We start from the raw sequence: 17,265 nt of genomic DNA, 5'->3' as shown, positions 1-17,265 counted from the left end.
CGCACATCAGTGAGCAACGGGAGCATGCGATGAAGAGTGCGGTACGGGGGATCGCGGGCGTGGCCTGCGTGAGCGGTCTGGTCCTCATGGTGGCGGGGTGCGGCGGCGGTTCCGAGAAGGATTCCGCGGGCGGTTCGGGCTCCGCCGACGACAAGAAGGAGCAGCCGGCCGCGGTCGGTGTCGTCAGCCGCGCCAAGGCCGAGCAGCTCGTCAACCACTACGAGAAGGTCAACAACCGGGCCAACAAGAACTCGGACCCGAAGCTGCTGTCCACCGTGGAAGGCGGAGCGGTCTTCGAGCAGAGCAAGGCCGTCTACAAGATGCAGAAGAACTGGTCGGCCAAGGAGCGGGCCGACTACCGGGAACCGTTCCACTACGTCGACCGGAAGTTCCACATCCCCCGGAAGGGCTCCGCCGACTGGTTCGCGATGGTGGCGTACTCCAAGTCACCGGGGGAGAAGAAGGGCAAGTACCCCGGCGTCCTCATCATGGAGAAGCAGAAGAGCGGCGACTGGAAGATGGTCTCCAGCAGCTACAGCGAGAGCAAGCGGCTGCCGAAGCTCGCCAAGGACAAGGACGGCTTCGTGAAGCCCGTTTCCGACACGGCGAAGAAGTCGGGTGCCATGGCACCGGACTCCCTCTCCGACTCCCTGCTGGACCTCTACACCAAGAAGGGCGCCGCCAACAGCGGCTTCCGCACCTCGAAGTCCACCGACTCGATCGGCAAGATCCCCGGCTCGCAGAACAAGCTGCTGCGCCCCTACGGTGAAGCCGTCTACAGCCGGGGCGAGGCGACCCACGAGAAGATCCACGCGCTCCGCACCGAGGACGGCGGCTCGTTCGCCGTCTTCAGCACCCAGGTACGCGAACACGACCGGGGCACCCAGGTGACCGCCACCATCCACCCGTCCGACTCGATGAAGGTCTACGTCGGCAACACCTCGGCGCCCTCCTTCTTCGTGGACTGGCTGCACATATCCAGCGCCCACATCCCGGCGAAGGGCAAGGCCGAGCTCCTCGGCACCGAGTACGAGATGACCGGCGCCGCCGCCGGCTCCGACCAGAACGGCAAGATGCCCGGCACCGACACCTGAGGTCACCGGGCGCTCGAGGACCGGTGCGGCTCGCCCCTTGCCGGCCCTCCCGCCCGGTGCCGCCGACCGGGCTCAGCCGATCGGCGGCACCGCCGGGCCCCCGCCGTCCCGACGGACGGAAGGGGGGCGGGTGGACGGGACGGTCCGCGGGTCGTCAGGCCAGGCCGGCGCGGCGGAGGGCCTCGGCCATCTCGCTGTTGTTCGGCGCCGGGGCCGACGAGCCCTGGCCGCGGCGCTTGTTGCCGCCACCACCGTTGCCGCCGCCGTTGTTGCCGCCGCCCTTGGGCGAGCCCTGGCGCTGGCGCGGGGCGCCGCCGCCCGCGGGGGCACCGCCGCGACGGCCGCCCCGTCGGGAACCGCCACCGGACTCGGGCTCGTCGTCCAGCCGGAGCGTCAGCGAGATCCGCTTGCGCGCCTCGTCGACGTCCAGCACCCGCACCTTGACGATGTCGCCGGGCTTGACCACATCGCGCGGGTCCTTCACGAACGTCTTCGACATCGCCGAGACATGCACCAGACCGTCCTGGTGCACCCCGACGTCCACAAAGGCGCCGAACGCGGCGACATTGGTGACCACGCCCTCCAGGACCATGCCCTTGGACAGGTCGCCGAGCTTCTCGACGCCCTCCTTGAAGCTCGCCGTGCGGAACGCGGGACGCGGGTCGCGGCCCGGCTTCTCCAGCTCGCGCAGGATGTCGGTGACCGTGGGCAGACCGAACGAGCCGTTGACGAACTCCTTCGGATCCAGCGCGCGCAGCACCTTCGCGTTGCCGATCAGCGACGGCACATCGGTGCCCGCCTTCGTCACCATGTCCCGCACGACCGGGTACGCCTCCGGGTGCACCGCCGAGGCGTCCAGCGGGTCGTCCCCGCCGCGGATCCGCAGGAAGCCCGCGCACTGCTCGAACGCCTTGGGACCGAGCCGTGCGACGTCCTTGAGCTCCTGACGGCTCTTGAACGGGCCGTTGGCGTCGCGGTGCGCGACGATGTTCTCCGCCAGTACCGAGCCGATGCCCGAGACGCGGGAGAGCAGCGGTGCCGAGGCCGTGTTGACGTCCACTCCGACGCCGTTCACACAGTCCTCCACCACGGCGTCCAGCGAGCGCGAGAGCTTCACCTCGGACAGGTCGTGCTGGTACTGCCCCACGCCGATCGACTTGGGGTCGATCTTCACCAGCTCGGCCAGCGGGTCCTGCAGCCGGCGGGCGATGGAGACGGCGCCGCGCAGCGACACATCCAGCTCGGGCAGCTCCTGCGAGGCGTAGGCCGAGGCGGAGTAGACGGAGGCGCCCGCCTCCGAGACCATCACCTTGGTCAGCTTGAGCTCCGGCCTGGCCGCGATGAGTTCACCCGCGAGCTTGTCGGTCTCGCGGGACGCGGTGCCGTTGCCGATCGCGACGAGCTCCACCTTGTGCGCCTCGGCGAGCGCCGCCAGCTTCGCCAGCGACTGGTCCCACTGCTTCTGCGGGGCGTGCGGGTAGATGGTGTCCGTGGCGGCCACCTTGCCCGTCGCGTCGATCACGGCCACCTTCACACCCGTCCGCAGTCCCGGGTCCAGACCGAGGGTCGCACGGGTGCCCGCGGGCGCGGCCAGCAGCAGGTCGCGCAGGTTGGCCGCGAAGACCCGCACCGCCTCGTCCTCGGCCGCCGTCCGCAGCCGGGTGCGCAGGTCGATCCCCAGATGCACCAGGATGCGCGTACGCCATGCCCAGCGCACCGTCTCGGCCAGCCAGGCGTCGGCCGGGCGGCCCTCGTCGCGCACCCCGAAGCGGTGGGCGATGGAGCGCTCGTAGGAGCTCGGCCCCTCCGGCACCGTGCTCGGCGCGCCGGCCGGCTCGGGCTCCATGGTGAGGTCGAGGACCTCTTCCTTCTCGCCGCGCAGCATCGCCAGGACCCGGTGCGAGGGCAGCTCGGTGAAGCCCTCGGAGAAGTCGAAGTAGTCGGCGAACTTGGCGCCCTGCTCCTCCTTGCCCTCCCGCACCTTGGCCGCCAGCCGGCCCTGCTCCCACATGCGCTCGCGCAGCTCGCCGATCAGGTCGGCGTCCTCGCTGAAGCGCTCGGCCAGGATCGCGCGCGCACCCTCCAGAGCGGCGGCGGTGTCCGCGACGCCCTTGTCCGCGTCGACGAACGCGGCAGCCGCGGCGGACGGCTCCACCGTCGGGTCGGCGAGCAGCCCTTCGGCCAGTGGTTCGAGACCGGCCTCGCGGGCGATCTGCGCCTTGGTGCGCCGCTTGGGCTTGTACGGCAGGTAGATGTCCTCCAGGCGCGCCTTGGAGTCGGCGGCGCGGATCTGCTCCGCCAGCTCGTCGGTGAGCTTGCCCTGCCCGCGTACGGATTCCAGGATCGACTCGCGCCGCTCCTCCAGCTCCCGCAGATAGCGCAGCCGCTCCTCCAGGGAGCGCAGCTGCGCGTCGTCGAGCGTCTCGGTCGCTTCCTTGCGGTAGCGCGCGATGAACGGCACGGTCGACCCGCCGTCGAGCAGCTCGACAGCGGCGCGGACCTGCCGCTCGCGTACGCCGAGTTCCTCGGCGATCCTGCCTTCGATGGTCGTCGTCACGATGGTTCGTTCCGCCTTCTCGGTGCTGTGGTCCCCCGGTAGGCATGCATTGTGGCAGGCGGGTCGGACAGCCCCGCGCAGGCGGGCGCGACGGCGGGCCCCCGCCGGGGGGCGCCGGCCCGTCGTAGTGCTGCCGGTCAGCCCTTGCTGATCAGATCGGCGGGGAACGCGCCCGCCTCGGTCGCCGTCCGCGCGAAACCGCCCGCCAGCTCCGTCAGCCGCGCCACGCCCTCGGCGCCCAGCAGCTCGTAGGGCCGACGGTCCAGCCGATCGGTCTCCGCCTCCAGGTGCTTTCGCAGCTCCACGCCCTGCTCGGTCAGCTCACAGTCGGCGTCCAGCAGTCCGCGCCCGGTCAGCCGCTGCTGCGCCGCCGCCCAGTCCCGCTCGTTGTAGCCACGGGTGCTCATCACCCACTTGGGGTTCATTCCGCGTCCGCTGGCGGTGTGGCTCACCACGGCCTCCAACGCGTCCAGTTCGGCGTTCTGCAGGGCCGCTATGTGGCCGTCCCCGCGGTGCTCGCGCAGCAGCGTCGCCGCGTGCCACAGCGCCAGGTGCGGCGACTGGTCCACCGGTGGCACGGGCAGGTCCGCGTTGGCGGAGTGCAGCGGGCGCCCGGAGCGGGTGCAGCCCTCGGCGGCGCGCAGCGCCAGCCGCGCGGCCTCCGTCATCTCCGCGGAGTGCACGGCCTCCTCGCCCAGCAGGTCGCGCAGTGTGGTGTCGGCGGCGCGCAGCCGTGCGGCCAGTACGGTCTCCGGCGACGCGGCGTCCCACACCTCGGGGACGAATCGGGCGACCAGCGCGTGGCTGTAGTTGTAGAAGGTGGCCGTCACCGTGCCCGCGCCCACGGCGCCCAGCGGCGCCGACCGCGCGGCCAGATTGACCGCGTGCGGGTCGTCGATGCCGTAGGGCGAGAGCTCCTTCCCCAGCGCGGGTGAGAAGTAGAGCGCGGAGTGCAGGGCGTTCAGGGCGTTGTGGCAGCGCCGCCCGGCGCGTTCGGGAAGTGGCGTCATGCCCGTACGCTACCGCTGGGTACGTCACGCTTGAAGGCTGCGCCCCATCAAGGGAGCGGGGAACCGGTCGACGCCGGACGGGCGCTGCGGACCGGGCCGGGTCGAGCATCGGCAGCGCGAGGCGGCCGACGGCGGCAAGGCCGCAGAGGGAGTGGCGGCGTTCTTGGTGAAGGAACTCGGCGGTGGCCGGTCCCACCAGGTGCGAGGGTCGGCTCCATGGGCGTGATCGTATCCGGGGCGTTCCACGATCTGTCATGGAGCTGACCGTGGCGTAAGTCTTCTGTCAAATGCCATCGATACGTGCCAACTTGCAGTCACCCGGCCAGGTCCGCCGCGCGCGGTACCACCATGCAATGCAAGTACATCTGCAAGTACATCCGGTACGGAGCAGGAGAGTGGGTGCTCAGATGGAGAGCCGCGGTGGGCAGCTGACCGGCGTTGTCGACGAGGCTCCACCAGCCGGGGAGAGAAACGAATCCCTGAGCGCGGTGCGCAGCGGGGTGGGGACGGGCGCGGTGAGTGCCGTCGCCACCGTCCTGCCGCTGCGGGAGCGGGCGGAGCGGCAGCGCAGGTCCGCGCCCAGAACACTCGGGTGCGGCCATGAGGGCTCGCCGGGGAGCGCACATTCCACCGCGCCGGGCCCCGCCCAGGAAGGGGAGTGGCGGTTCACCGCGCCGGCGACCGCCTCCTCGGTGCCCCGGTTGCGGCATGCCGTGCGGGATCTGCTGGAGCGCCGGCCCGCCGGTGTTCCGGCGGAGGCGTTGCAGGGGGCGCTACTGATCCTCTCGGAACTGGTCACCAACGCCGTGCAGCACGCGGCGCTGCTGTCGCCCGAGATCGCGGTCGAGGTCGCGCTGGACGGCGGATGGCTCCGGGTGGCCGTGGAGGACAGCCACCCCTACCGGCCCAAGGCGCTGGAGGCCGAGCCGTTCCGGGAGCACACCGGTGGCCGGGGTCTGCTGCTGGTCAAGACGCTCACCTTCGAGGCGGGCGGCGTCTGCGACGTGGAGCAGACCAGCACCGGTGGCAAGGTCGTGTGGGCCGCACTGCCGCTGTCCCCGCAAGCGGCGGGCGCCGATCCCCGCGCCCTGCGATGAGGGACCGGTGGCGCGGTACTGCTCCTCCTCGGTGAGCACCGGCGTCGGTCCTGCGGCGGTCACCAGCTCCCGGCGCCGCCCGTCACCTCGCGGATGGCCGGACGGGCCGCGTCCAGCACGGTCATGAACCAGGTGGAGAACGTGTCCGTCGCATGCCGCTTGTCCAGCTCGTCCCAGGTCACGAACGCGGTCTCGGCGATCTCCGCGGGGTCCGGCCGCGGCTCCTGGCGCAGCAGCCCTACGAACAGATGGTTGAACTCCTGCTCGACCAGCCCCGAGGCCGGGTCCGGGTGGTTGTAGCGGACGGTGCCGGCCTCCCGCAGCAGCGAGGGCGCCACCCCCAACTCCTCGCCGACCCGCCGGGTGGCGGCGGCGAACGGCGGCTCACCGGGATAGGGATGGCCGCAGCAGGTGTTGGACCACACCCCCGGAGAGTGGTATTTGCCCAGCGCACGGCGCTGGAGGAGGAGTCTGCCCTCCTCGTCGAAGAGGAAGACGGAAAAGGCGCGGTGCAGCCGCCCGGGGGCCACATGGGCGGAGAGCTTCTCCGCGGTACCGATCGTCGTCCCGTCCTCGTCGACCAGTTCGAGCATGATCGGGGCCGCTGAGCTGTTCGCCATGGTGATCCTTCGGGTGGGCCTGTGGGCAGCGTGATCCAGTGTGCCGCAGGCGACGCGGTAACTCCGCATTCTGCGGGATTCTGTCTATATCGCGCACATCTGTGCCCATTGCTGTCGTTCTGCGGCCTCAACCCGTCGAGGTACGAGCCTCCGGATGGCGCAGCAGCCAGCCCTCCCACGCCGAGGCGACCATCTCGCGCACCCCGCAGTGCGGCTCCCAGCCCAGCTCCTTGCGGATCCGGTCCGCCGAGGCGACCACCCGTGCCGGGTCACCGGGGCGGCGCGCGACCACCAGGGGCGCCGGCTCCCGCCTGCCGGTGACCTCGGCGACGAGCTCGGCCATCTCCCGCACGGAGACGCCCGCGCCGGTACCGACGTTGAGCGTCAGATCACCGCCCGCGCCGGTGCCGCCCGCCGCCAGCGCGCGGGCCGCGGTGACATGCGCCTCGGCCAGGTCCTGGACATGGATGTAGTCCCGCACACAGGTGCCGTCCGGGGTCGGATAGTCGTCGCCGAAGATCCGGGGGGCCTCGCCGCGGGTCAGCGCGTCGAAGAACATCGGAACGATGTTGGAGACTCCGCTGTCGGCCAGCTCGGGCTCCGCGGTCCCGGCGACGTTGAAGTAGCGCAGACAGGCGGTGGACAGCCCGTGCGCCCGGCCCGCCGCCCGTACCAGCCACTCGCCGGCCAGCTTGGTCTCGCCGTACGGGTTCATCGGTACCGTCGGGGTCCGCTCGGTGACCAGGTCCACGTCCGGCATGCCGTAGACGGCGGCCGAGGAGGAGAAGACGAAGCGGCCCACCCCCGCGTCGACCACCGCGCCCAGCAGGGTGACCAGACCGTGCACGTTCTCCTCGTAGTAGGACAGCGGCTGCTCGACGGACTCGCCGACCTGCTTCTTGGCCGCGAGATGGATCACACCGCTCACGTCGTGCTCGGCGAGCACGCGGTCCAGCGTCGGACGGTCGAGCACCGAGCCGCGCACCAGCGGCACCTCGGCGGGCAGCCGCTCGGCCAGCCCCGAGGAGAGGTCGTCCAGCGCGACGGCCCGCTCACCGGCGGCCGTCATGGCTCGTGCGACATGCGCGCCGATGTACCCCGCGCCGCCTGTGATCAACCACGTCATGTCCCGAACCCTATCGGCCCCGGTTGTGGCGCGAGCCCATGATCCACCATGCTGGGGCGCGCGGGCGCTTCCCGGGCAACACCGGGGCGATGAACGCTCGGTGAAGGCTCCCTCCGGCGATCCGATACTCTCTGCCGACGTGCCGCCGACCCCTTGCGGGTGACGGCGCACGCTGCCCGCTGCCTCAGTTGTCCCCTCTCGCGCGGGTATGCCAGCTTCCAAGGAGTGAGTTCGTTCTGTCGACCGCCATCCTCACCGGTCCGCCGGTTGCCGGGTCGTCGCTCGAGACCGACCTGCGCTCGCTCGGTTTCGATGTGCGTGTGGCCTCCCGGCCCGCCGAGGTCAGCACCCACCTTGCCGCCGCCGCGGCGAACGAACGGCTCGCCCTGATCGACCCGCGCTTCGTCGGCCACACCCATGCGCTGCGGCTCGCCCTGAAGGACCCCCGCTTCGAGGCGGGCGCGCTGCCCGGTGTGCTCGGTGTCACCCCCGAGGCGCGGCGCGCGCTGCCGCCCGACCTGACGGGCGGCCCCCAGGAGGCGGCCACAGCGCTGGAGGCGGCGGGCGTCGAGATCCACCGGCCCGAGCTGGGGACTCTCGTGGCGACGGTGCCCGCCGACGAGACGGCCCGCAAGGAAGCCGAGGCCGCCGTCGCCGCCGTCGACGACGAAGCCGTCCGGCTGCGTTCCGCGGTCAAGTCCCGCGACGGCTTCTTCACCACCTTCTGCGTCAGCCCCTACTCGCGCTACCTCGCCCGCTGGTGCGCCCGCCGCGGGCTGACCCCCAACCAGGTCACCACGGCCTCGCTGCTCACCGCGCTGATCGCCGCGGGGTGCGCCGCGACGGGCGAGCGGTGGGGCTTCGTGACCGCCGGGGTGCTGCTGATCGCCTCGTTCGTGCTGGACGCGACGGACGGCCAGCTCGCCCGCTACGACCTGCAGTACTCCAAGCTCGGCGCCTGGCTGGACGCCACCTTCGACCGGGCCAAGGAGTACGCCTACTACGCGGGCCTGGCGCTCGGGGCCGCACGCGGCAGCCACGACGACGTGTGGGCGCTCGCGCTCGGCGCCATGCTGCTGATGACCGCGCGGCACACCGTCGACTTCTCCTTCAACGAGGCCGCGCGCGACGAGGGCGCCACCACCAGCCGCACCGCCGCGCTCTCCAGCCGGCTGGACAGCGCGGGGTGGACCGTGTGGGCCCGGCGGATGATAGTGCTGCCCATCGGGGAGCGCTGGGCCCTCATCGCCGTGCTGACGGCCGCCACCACACCGCGCATCACCTTCCTCGTACTGCTCGTCGCCGGGACCCTCGCCGCCTGCTACACCACGGCAGGCCGGCTGCTGCGCTCCCTGCACCGCAGGGCCCGCACCGACCGCGCGGCCGAGGGGGTCCGCGCGCTCACCGACAGCGGCCCCCTCGCCGAACTCGGTGCCCGGCTGCTGCGCCCGCTCCCGCTGCCCCCGGCTGCCGCGCCCGCCGTCGCCTTCCTCGGCGGTGCCGTGATCCTCGCCACCGCGTGGGCCGCGCCACTGGGCAGCCCCTGGCCCGTACCGGCCGCCGTGGTCTACGCCCTGTGCGCCGGGGTCGCCCTCGCGAGGCCCCTCAAGGGCCCCGTCGACTGGCTGCTGCCACCCTTCTTTCGTATCGCGGAATACGGCACGATCCTGGTGCTGGCCGCCCGTACGGAGACCGACGGCGCGCTTCCCGCGGCATTCGGGCTGGTGGCGGCTCTCGCCTACCATCACTACGACACGGTGTACCGCATCCGCGGTGGCACCGGAGCGCCTCCGCACTGGCTGGTGCGGGCGGTCGGGGGGCACGAAGGACGGACCCTGCTGGTCACCGTCGCCGCGGCCCTCTGGCTGGGCGGCGGAGGCCGCACACAAGGCTTCATCTTCGCGCTGACCACGCTCGCCGTGGTCATCGCGGCCGTGGTGCTCGTCGAGAGCATCCGTTTCTGGGTGTCGTCGCAAGCACCCGCAGTACACGACGAAGGAGAACCCGCATGATCGGCCTCGTGCTGGCCGCCGGCGCCGGACGGCGTCTGCGCCCCTACACCGACACCCTGCCCAAGGCCCTGGTGCCCGTCGATGGCGAGACCACCGTCCTCGACATCGCCCTGGCCAACTTCGCACAGGTCGGTCTCACCGATGTCGCGGTCGTCGTGGGCTACCGCAAGGAAGCCGTCTACGAGCGGCAGGCCGAGCTGGAGGCCAAGCACGGCGTCAAGCTCACCCTGATCGACAACGACAAGGCCGAGGAGTGGAACAACGCCTACTCCCTCTACTGCGCCCGGGATGTCTTCAAGGAGGGCGTGCTGCTCGCCAACGGCGACACCGTGCACCCCGTCTCGGTCGAGCAGACGCTGCTGAACGCGCGCGGTGACGGCCGGAAGATCATCCTGGCCCTCGACACCGTCAAGGACCTCGCCGACGAGGAGATGAAGGTCGTCGTCGACCCCGCCAAGGGCGTCCAGCGCATCACCAAGCTGATGGACCCCGCCGAGGCGACCGGCGAGTACATCGGCCTCACCCTGATCGAGCCGGAGGCCGGCGCCGAGCTGGCCGACGCGCTGAAGGCCACCTTCGAGCGCGACCCGCAGCTCTACTACGAGGACGGCTACCAGGAGCTGGTCAACCGCGGCTTCAAGGTCGACATCGCCCCCATCGGGGACGTCAAGTGGGTCGAGATCGACAACCACGACGACCTCGCCAAGGGCCGGGAGATCGCATGCCAGTACTGACCCGCCTCATCCCGTCGCCGGTCGTCGTGGACATCAGCCGCGGCGCGCTGGACGACCTGGCGGGCCTGTTGGCCGATCAGCGGATCTCCACCAACGGCAAGCTCGCCTTCGCCATCAGCGGCGGCTCCGGTGCCGCGCTGCGCGAGCGTTTCGCACCTCTGCTGCCCAACGCCTCCTGGTACGAGGTCGGCGGCGGCACGCTGGACGACGCGATCAAGCTCGCCGACGCGATGAAGTCCGGCCGCTACGACGCGGTGGTCGGACTCGGCGGCGGCAAGATCATCGACTGTGCGAAGTACGCGGCGGCCCGGATCGGCCTGCCGCTGGTGGCGGTGGCCACCAATCTGTCGCACGACGGACTGTGCTCACCGGTCGCCACCCTCGACAACGACGCGGGCCGCGGCTCCTACGGGGTGCCCAACCCGATCGCCGTCGTCATCGACCTCGACGTCATCCGCGAGGCCCCCGAGCGCTACATCCGCTCCGGGATCGGCGATGTGATCTCCAACGTCTCGGCCGTCAAGGACTGGGAGCTGGGGCACGAGGTGCGCGGCGAGGCCATCGACGGGCTGGCCGCCGCCATGGCCCGGCAGGCCGGAGAGGCGATCCTGCACCACCCGGGGGACGTCAGCGACGACAACTTCCTCCAGGTGCTCGCCGAGGGCCTGGTGCTCACCGGCATCTCGATGTCGGTGGCCGGGGACAGCCGTCCGGCCTCGGGCGCCTGCCACGAGATCAACCATGCCTTCGACCTGCTCTACCCCAAGCGTGCCGCTCCGCACGGCGAGCAGTGCGGCCTCGGCGCCGCCTTCGCCACCTATCTGCGCGGGGACAAGGACACGGCCAAGCTGATGGTCCAGGTGCTGCGTCGGCACAAGCTGCCGGTGCTGCCCGCCGACATCGGCTTCGACCCGGACGAGTTCGTCGAGGCCGTCGCGTACGCGCCGCAGACCCGCCCCGGGCGGTACACGATCCTGGAACACCTCGACCTGTCCACCGACCAGATCAGGGACGCGTACGCGGACTATGCACAAACCATCGGTAGCTGAGCTGCGGCCGGTCGTCCACCCCGCCGGGGTGAAGGACCGGCGAAGCGGTGAGCACTGGGCCGGCCGCCTCTACATGCGCGAGCTGTCGCTGCGCGTCGACCGGCACCTGGTGAACACCCGGATCACCCCCAACCAGCTGACGTATGTGATGACCCTCGCCGGAGTGCTGGCGCTGCCGGCGCTGCTGGTGCCGGGGATCGTCGGCGCGGTGCTGGGTGTGGTGATGGTCCAGCTCTACCTGCTGCTCGACTGTGTCGACGGCGAGGTGGCCCGCTGGAAGAAGCAGTTCTCGCTGGGCGGGGTCTACCTGGACCGCGTCGGCGCTTATCTGTGCGACGCGGCGGTGCTGGTCGGCTTCGGGCTGCGTGCCGCAGACCTGTGGGGCGGCGGCCGGATCGACTGGCTGTGGGCCTTCCTGGGCACGCTGGCCGCGCTCGGGGCCATCCTGATCAAGGCGGAGTCCGACCTGGTGGGCGTCGCCCGCCACCAGGGCGGGCTGCCGCCGGTCAAGGAGTCGGCGTCCGAGCCGCGCTCCTCGGGGCTGGCGCTGGCGCGCAAGGCCGCCGCGGCGCTGAAGTTCCACCGGCTGGTGCTGGGGATCGAGGCGTCGCTGCTGATCCTGGTGGTGGCGGTCGTGGACCAGATCCGCGGCGATCTGTTCCTCACCCGGCTCGGCGTCGCGGTGCTCGCCGGTATCGCGGTGCTGCAGACGCTGCTGCACCTGGTGTCCATCCTCGCCTCCAGCAGGCTGAAGTGACCGCTGAAGTGACAGGAGGCGGGAAGAAGTGACGGAGGCCGGGAAAGCGATGCGACTGGGTGCCGTCGTACTCACCATGGGCAACCGCCCCGAGGAGCTGCGCGCACTGCTGGAGTCGGTCGCCAAGCAGGACGGCGAGCCGATCGAGGTCGTCGTGGTGGGTAACGGCGCGCCGTTGCCCGAGCTGCCGGACGGTGTACGGAAGGTCGAGCTTCCGGAAAATCTCGGCATCCCCGGTGGGCGGAATGTCGGTATCGAGGCGTTCGGCCCCTCGGGTGCCGAGGTGGACGCGCTGCTCTTCCTGGACGACGACGGGCTGCTGCCCTCCTCCGACACCGCCGAACTGGTGCGCGAGGCGTTCGAGGCCGACCCGAAACTCGGCATCATCAGCTTCCGCATCGCCGACCCGGACACGGGCGTCACCCAGCGCCGCCACGTGCCCCGGCTGCGCGCCTCCGACCCGATGCGCTCCTCGAAGGTCACCACCTTCCTCGGTGGCGCCAACGCCGTGCGCACCAAGGTGCTGGCCGAAGTCGGCGGTCTGCCCGACGAGTTCTTCTACGCCCATGAGGAGACCGACCTGGCCTGGCGTGCGCTCGACGCCGGCTGGGGCATCGAGTACCGCGCCGACATGGTGCTGCACCACCCGACCACCGCTCCCAGCAGGCATGCCGTGTACCACCGGATGGTGGCCCGCAACCGCGTCTGGCTCGCCCGGCGCAACCTTCCCGCGCTGCTCGTCCCCGTCTACCTGGGCGTGTGGCTGCTGCTCACGCTCGCCCGGCGCCCCTCCATGCCGGCACTGCGGGCCTGGCTGGGCGGCTTCAAGGAAGGCTGGACCACGCCCGCGGGAGCCCGCAGGCCGATGCGGTGGCGTACGGTATGGCGTCTGACGCGGCTGGGACGCCCGCCCGTGATCTGACAAGCTCGTCCCTGACGAGCATCAGCCCCGGATCCACTTGCGCAGTGTGAGGACGAAAGTTTCCAACGTGAGCGAGACAACCCACGACAGCGCCGACAGCTCGGTCGGCGTGCTGCCTCCGCCGTCACCGGACGACCGTCTGACTCCGTCCGAACTCGCGGCCAAATACGGCCTGTCGGTGAGCGGAGCGCGCCCCTCGCTGCCCGACTACGTGCGGCAGCTCTGGGCGCGGCGGCATTTCATTCTCGCCTTCTCCCGGGCGAAGCTGACGGCGCAGTACAGCCAGGCGAAGCTGGGCCAGTTGTGGCAGGTCGCCACACCGCTGCTGAACGCGGCCGTCTACTACTTCATCTTCGGTGTGCTGCTCGGCGGCCGGGACGGCACCCCGGGCGGCAAGGACAACTACGTCCCGTTCCTGATCACCGGGGTGTTCGTCTTCACCTTCACCCAGACCTCGGTGCTCAACGGGGTGCGGGCGATCTCCTCGAACCTCGGGCTGGTGCGCGCGCTGCACTTCCCGCGCGCGGCACTGCCGATCTCGGTGGCGCTCCAGCAGCTCCAGCAGCTGCTCTATTCGATGATCGTGCTGGTCGTCATCCTGCTCGGGTTCGGTGAGCTGCCGCGGCTTTCCTGGCTGCTGATCCTCCCGACGCTGGCCTTCCAGTTCGTCTTCAACACCGGACTGGCGCTGATCCTGGCCCGGCTCGGCAGCAAGACGCCCGACCTGGCACAGCTGATGCCGTTCATAACCCGCACCTGGATGTACGCGTCCGGTGTGATGTTCCCGCTCAAGTACATGCTGGAGAAGCGGGCGAGCGCTCCGGGCTGGCTGGCCGACCTGCTGCAGGCCAATCCCGCCGCGGTCTACATGGACCTGATGCGGTTCGCCTTCATCGAGGAGTACCCCAGCAGCCAGCTCCCCCCGCACGTCTGGGCGCTCGCGCTGGGCTGGGCCGTGGTCGTGGGCATCGGCGGATTTGTTTTCTTCTGGAAGGCGGAGGAGCGTTATGGCCGTGGCTGAGCAGACCGAGCAGAGCGGAGCGTCCGCCGAGTCCGGCACCAAGACGGAGGCGGAGGCGGCGCAGACTCCTGGCCCCTGGGTGCCCACCGTCATCGCCGAGGACCTGCACATCGTCTACCGCGTCTACGGCGGCTCCAAGGGCAAGGGCAGCGCCACCGCGGCCCTCAACCGGATCGTCCGCCGCAAGCCGGGCGGCGGCATGCGCGAGGTGCACGCGGTGCGGGGCGTCAGCTTCACCGCGTACCGGGGCCAGGCCATCGGGCTCATCGGCTCCAACGGCTCGGGGAAGTCCACGCTGCTCAAGGCCATCGCCGGGCTGCTGCCGGCCGAGAGCGGCAAGGTCTACACCGACGGTCAGCCCTCGCTGCTGGGCGTCAACGCGGCCATGATGAACGACCTGACCGGCGAGCGGAACGTCGTTCTGGGCGGCCTGGCGATGGGGATGTCCCGCGAGGAGGTCGCCCGTCGCTACCAGGACATCGTCGACTTCTCGGGCATCAACGAGAAGGGCGACTTCATCACCCTGCCGATGCGGACCTACTCCTCCGGCATGGCGGCCCGGCTGCGCTTTTCCATCGCCGCCGCCAAGAACCACGACGTCCTCATGATCGACGAGGCGCTGGCGACCGGTGACAAGAGGTTCCAGAAGCGCTCCGAGGCCCGCATCCGCGAGCTCCGCAAGGAAGCCGGCACGGTCTTCCTCGTCAGCCACAACAACAAGTCCATCCGCGACACGTGCGAGCGGGTGCTGTGGCTGGAGAAGGGCGAGCTCATGCTGGACGGGCCGACCGAAGAGGTCCTGAAGGAGTACGAGAAGTTCACCAGCAAGTAGCTGGTGGGCCCCTGCCTGGCGCAAGCGCCGAAGCGGCCCGCTCCACCGGTGGCCACCGGTGGAGCGGGCCGCTTCGGTGTGAGCGGGCCCCGGGGTCACACCCCGGTACGGGCGGGCTCCCGCTCGTCGGGCCGCCCGTGCGGCGGTTCGGCGGTGTCGGGGTCCGCTCCCTCGCTCAGCCCGGCCTTCGCATGCACCCTGCGCAGCAGGGCCGGGGCGTACCAGGCCGTACGGCCGAGCACCCGCATCGCGGCCGGTACCAGCACCCCGCGAACCGCCACCGCGTCGATGAGGATGGCCAGCCCGCTGCCCAGGCCGAACATCTGGATGAAGGAGACGCTGCTGGTGGCGAAGGCGAAGAAGCTGACCGCCAGCAGTCCGGCCGCCATGGTCACGATCCGTCCGGTGCGGGAGAGCCCGCCGGTCACCGCCTCGCGGTTGTCGGCCCCGGCGTCGTGCAGCTCCTTGATGCGGCTGGTCACGAAGACCTCGTAGTCCATGGACAGGCCGAAGACGATGCAGAACATCAGCACCGTCATGGAGGTGTCCATCGGCATCGGGGTGAAGCCCAGCAGCGAGGAGAGATGCCCGTCCTGGAAGATCCACACCATCGCGCCGATCGCGGCGGTCAGGCTGACGGCGTTCAGCACCAGGGCGCGCAGCGGCTGCATGACGCTGCCGGTGAATAGGAACAGCAGCACGAACGTCGAGCCGACGACCCAGGCCACGGCGGCCGGCAACTTGTCGGCGATGGCCTTCTTGGAGTCGATCAGCTGTGCGTCCTGGCCGCCGACCAGGGTCTTGGCCCCACCGGGCCCCGAAAGGCCGCGGATCTCGCGTACGAGGTCCTGCGCCTTGTCCGAGGCGGGTGTGAGGCCGGAGGTGACCGTAAGCCGGTGGGTGCCGCTCTGCTCGAAGGCGGCACTCGCGGCGCCCGGCGCCCGTACCGAGCGCCCTTGGGCGTAGGTGCCGGTGGCCGCCTGGACACGGGTGACGCCCTCCAGCCGGGAGAGCCGGGCGGCGTAGCCGTCCACGGCCTGGCCGGTGGTCCGCCCCTCGACGACGATCGAGACGCCCGCCGCGTCGTTGCCCGCGAAGTCGTGCTGGATCGCGGTGGAGACCTGGCGGCTCTCCGCGCTCTCGGGGAGCACCCGTGCGTCGGGGGTGCCGAACGTGGCGCCCAGCAGTGGGCTCGCGGCCAGCAGCAGTACGGCCAGCACCGGCAGCGCGGTCAGCGCGGGCCGCCGCATCACCGTGCGGGCCAGCTTGCCCCACAGCGGGGCCTCCGGCTTGCGCACCGCGTCCGCCCACGGCAGCCGCCCCTTGTTGACGCGGGGCCCGAGCACCGCCAGCAGCGCCGGGACGATCAGCAGCGCGGAGAGCGCGGCGATGGCGACCACGCCGATGCCCGCGTAGGCGAAGGAGCGCAGGAAGAACGGTGGGAAGAGCAGCAGTGCGGCGAGTGCGGCGACCACGGTGGCGGCGGAGAACAGCACGGTCCGGCCCGCCGTGCGCACGGTGGTGCGCAGCGCCTGTGCCGTCTCGTCCCCGGCGCCGAGCCGCTCGCGGAAGCGGCTGACGAGCAGCAGGCCGTAGTCGATGCCCAGCCCGAGGCCCAGCGCGGTGGTGAGGTTGACCGCGAAGACGGAGACGTCCGTGATGCTGCCGAGCACATACAGCTCTGCGAAGGTGCCCAGGATCGCGACGAGCCCGATGGCCAGCGGCAGCAACGCCGCGACGACGCTGCCGAACGCGACGATGAGCAGCAGCAGCGTCACGGGTACGGCGATCGCCTCGGCGATCGCGAGGTCCTTGGAGACCTGCGCGTTGATCTGTTCGTTGAGTGCGGCTCCGCCGCCCGCGCGGACCTGGACGGCACCCCGCTCGCCGGTCCACTTCTCGGTCACCTCGGAGACGCGCTCGGTGTCGTTCTCGTCCATGTGGGCGAGCACCAGCGCCTGGGCGCCGTCGCGTGAGGTGAGGGCCGAACCGCCGGGTGCCCAGTAGGAGGTCACCTGGGTGACGCCGGGCTCCTTGCGCAGGCCGCGGGTCAGCCGCTGTCCGGCCTGTTCGACCTCGGGCGCCCGGAGGTCTCCGTCCTTGGCGCGGACGAGGAGGACGAGGTTGTCCTGGCCGTGGAACTTCTCGTCGATCAGCGCTGCGGCGCGTGAGGAGGGCGAGTCGGGGTCGTCGAACCCGCCGCCCTGGAGTTTGCCGAAGGCGCCGAAACCGACGGCGGCCAGGGCCACCACCGCGAGCAGGGAGAGCACGAGCACACCTCGTGCCCTGCGATAGGTCAGGTTGGCTATGCGGTCCAGCACGTCGGGTCCCCCGGGAGCGCTAGTGAGGATGGAAGGATGGCGCCGACCAGATGTTCACGGCGTCAACATGCATCATGCCATGGATGTTATTGCTGTCAACATCGGGCAGGATG

Annotated in this window: 14 protein-coding genes; 9 read left to right on the top strand and 5 right to left on the bottom strand. The window is 70.9% G+C overall.

Translation table 11 applies throughout. From position 1 onward, the window contains the following. Positions 1-29: 29 nt before the first annotated feature. Positions 30-1,094 carry a DUF8094 domain-containing protein gene (locus JW613_RS02135; RefSeq protein ID WP_209208952.1) on the top strand — a complete coding sequence of 355 codons (1,065 nt, stop codon included), beginning with the start codon at positions 30-32 and terminating at the stop codon, positions 1,092-1,094. Between the two features lie 154 nt (positions 1,095-1,248). Here the strand turns inward: JW613_RS02135 and JW613_RS02130 are convergent, their stop codons facing one another. Further along, positions 1,249-3,651 (bottom strand): Tex family protein, encoded by a 2,403-nt coding sequence (locus tag JW613_RS02130; RefSeq protein WP_209208951.1) that lies wholly within the window; start codon positions 3,649-3,651, stop codon positions 1,249-1,251. A gap of 137 nt (positions 3,652-3,788) precedes the next feature. After that, positions 3,789-4,661: an SCO6745 family protein gene (locus tag JW613_RS02125; protein ID WP_209208950.1), complete on the bottom strand. Its 873-nt coding sequence runs from the start codon at positions 4,659-4,661 to the stop codon at positions 3,789-3,791. Positions 4,662-5,203: 542 nt separating this feature from the next. Here JW613_RS02125 and JW613_RS02120 point away from each other — a divergent pair. Next, positions 5,204-5,758 carry an ATP-binding protein gene (locus tag JW613_RS02120; RefSeq protein ID WP_245224936.1) on the top strand — a complete coding sequence of 185 codons (555 nt, stop codon included), beginning with the start codon at positions 5,204-5,206 and terminating at the stop codon, positions 5,756-5,758. 59 nt (positions 5,759-5,817) lie between these two features. On the opposite strand, the gene idi is transcribed toward JW613_RS02120, so the two are convergent. Both idi and galE read right to left on the bottom strand, forming a co-directional pair. Continuing rightward, positions 5,818-6,378, bottom strand: a complete 561-nt coding sequence (gene idi / locus JW613_RS02115) for an isopentenyl-diphosphate Delta-isomerase (RefSeq protein WP_209208949.1) — start codon at positions 6,376-6,378, stop codon at positions 5,818-5,820. A gap of 127 nt (positions 6,379-6,505) precedes the next feature. After that, positions 6,506-7,504 (bottom strand): UDP-glucose 4-epimerase GalE, encoded by a 999-nt coding sequence (gene galE / locus JW613_RS02110; protein ID WP_209208948.1) that lies wholly within the window; start codon positions 7,502-7,504, stop codon positions 6,506-6,508. A 236-nt stretch (positions 7,505-7,740) separates the two neighbouring features. On the opposite strand from galE, the gene JW613_RS02105 reads away from it, so the two are divergent. The 7 genes from JW613_RS02105 (at position 7,741) to JW613_RS02075 (ending at position 14,831) form a co-directional block, all read left to right on the top strand. Beyond that, complete coding sequence (locus tag JW613_RS02105) at positions 7,741-9,516, top strand: DUF5941 domain-containing protein (protein ID WP_209209208.1); 1,776 nt, start codon at positions 7,741-7,743, stop codon at positions 9,514-9,516. Further along, positions 9,513-10,250 carry a phosphocholine cytidylyltransferase family protein gene (locus JW613_RS02100; protein WP_209208947.1) on the top strand — a complete coding sequence of 246 codons (738 nt, stop codon included), beginning with the start codon at positions 9,513-9,515 and terminating at the stop codon, positions 10,248-10,250. The genes JW613_RS02105 and JW613_RS02100 overlap by 4 nt, the downstream gene beginning before the upstream one ends. Further along, positions 10,238-11,299, top strand: coding sequence for an iron-containing alcohol dehydrogenase family protein (locus JW613_RS02095; protein WP_209208946.1), 1,062 nt, complete (start codon positions 10,238-10,240; stop codon positions 11,297-11,299). The genes JW613_RS02100 and JW613_RS02095 overlap by 13 nt, the downstream gene beginning before the upstream one ends. After that, the gene (locus tag JW613_RS02090) at positions 11,277-12,056 is read left to right on the top strand and encodes a CDP-alcohol phosphatidyltransferase family protein (RefSeq protein WP_099886912.1); all 780 of its coding nucleotides are present in this window, start codon (positions 11,277-11,279) and stop codon (positions 12,054-12,056) included. Before JW613_RS02095 ends, JW613_RS02090 begins: the two co-directional genes overlap by 23 nt. A gap of 49 nt (positions 12,057-12,105) precedes the next feature. Continuing rightward, on the top strand, positions 12,106-12,978 hold the full coding sequence (locus JW613_RS02085) for a glycosyltransferase family 2 protein (protein ID WP_209209207.1): 873 nt from the start codon (positions 12,106-12,108) through the stop codon (positions 12,976-12,978). 67 nt (positions 12,979-13,045) lie between these two features. After that, the gene (locus JW613_RS02080; RefSeq protein WP_209208945.1) at positions 13,046-13,999 is read left to right on the top strand and encodes an ABC transporter permease; all 954 of its coding nucleotides are present in this window, start codon (positions 13,046-13,048) and stop codon (positions 13,997-13,999) included. Beyond that, a complete protein-coding gene (locus JW613_RS02075; protein WP_099885313.1) occupies positions 13,986-14,831 on the top strand; it encodes an ABC transporter ATP-binding protein in 846 nt (281 codons plus the stop codon). Before JW613_RS02080 ends, JW613_RS02075 begins: the two co-directional genes overlap by 14 nt. 95 nt (positions 14,832-14,926) lie before the next feature. Here the strand turns inward: JW613_RS02075 and JW613_RS02070 are convergent, their stop codons facing one another. Continuing rightward, positions 14,927-17,152 (bottom strand): MMPL family transporter, encoded by a 2,226-nt coding sequence (locus JW613_RS02070; RefSeq protein WP_209208944.1) that lies wholly within the window; start codon positions 17,150-17,152, stop codon positions 14,927-14,929. Between the last annotated feature and the right edge of the window lie 113 nt (positions 17,153-17,265).

Origin of the sequence: Streptomyces smyrnaeus (assembly GCF_017676345.1) — a bacterium.
Classification (GTDB): Bacteria; Actinomycetota; Actinomycetes; order Streptomycetales; family Streptomycetaceae; genus Streptomyces; species Streptomyces smyrnaeus.
This window is presented reverse-complemented; position numbering and strand designations above follow the sequence as displayed.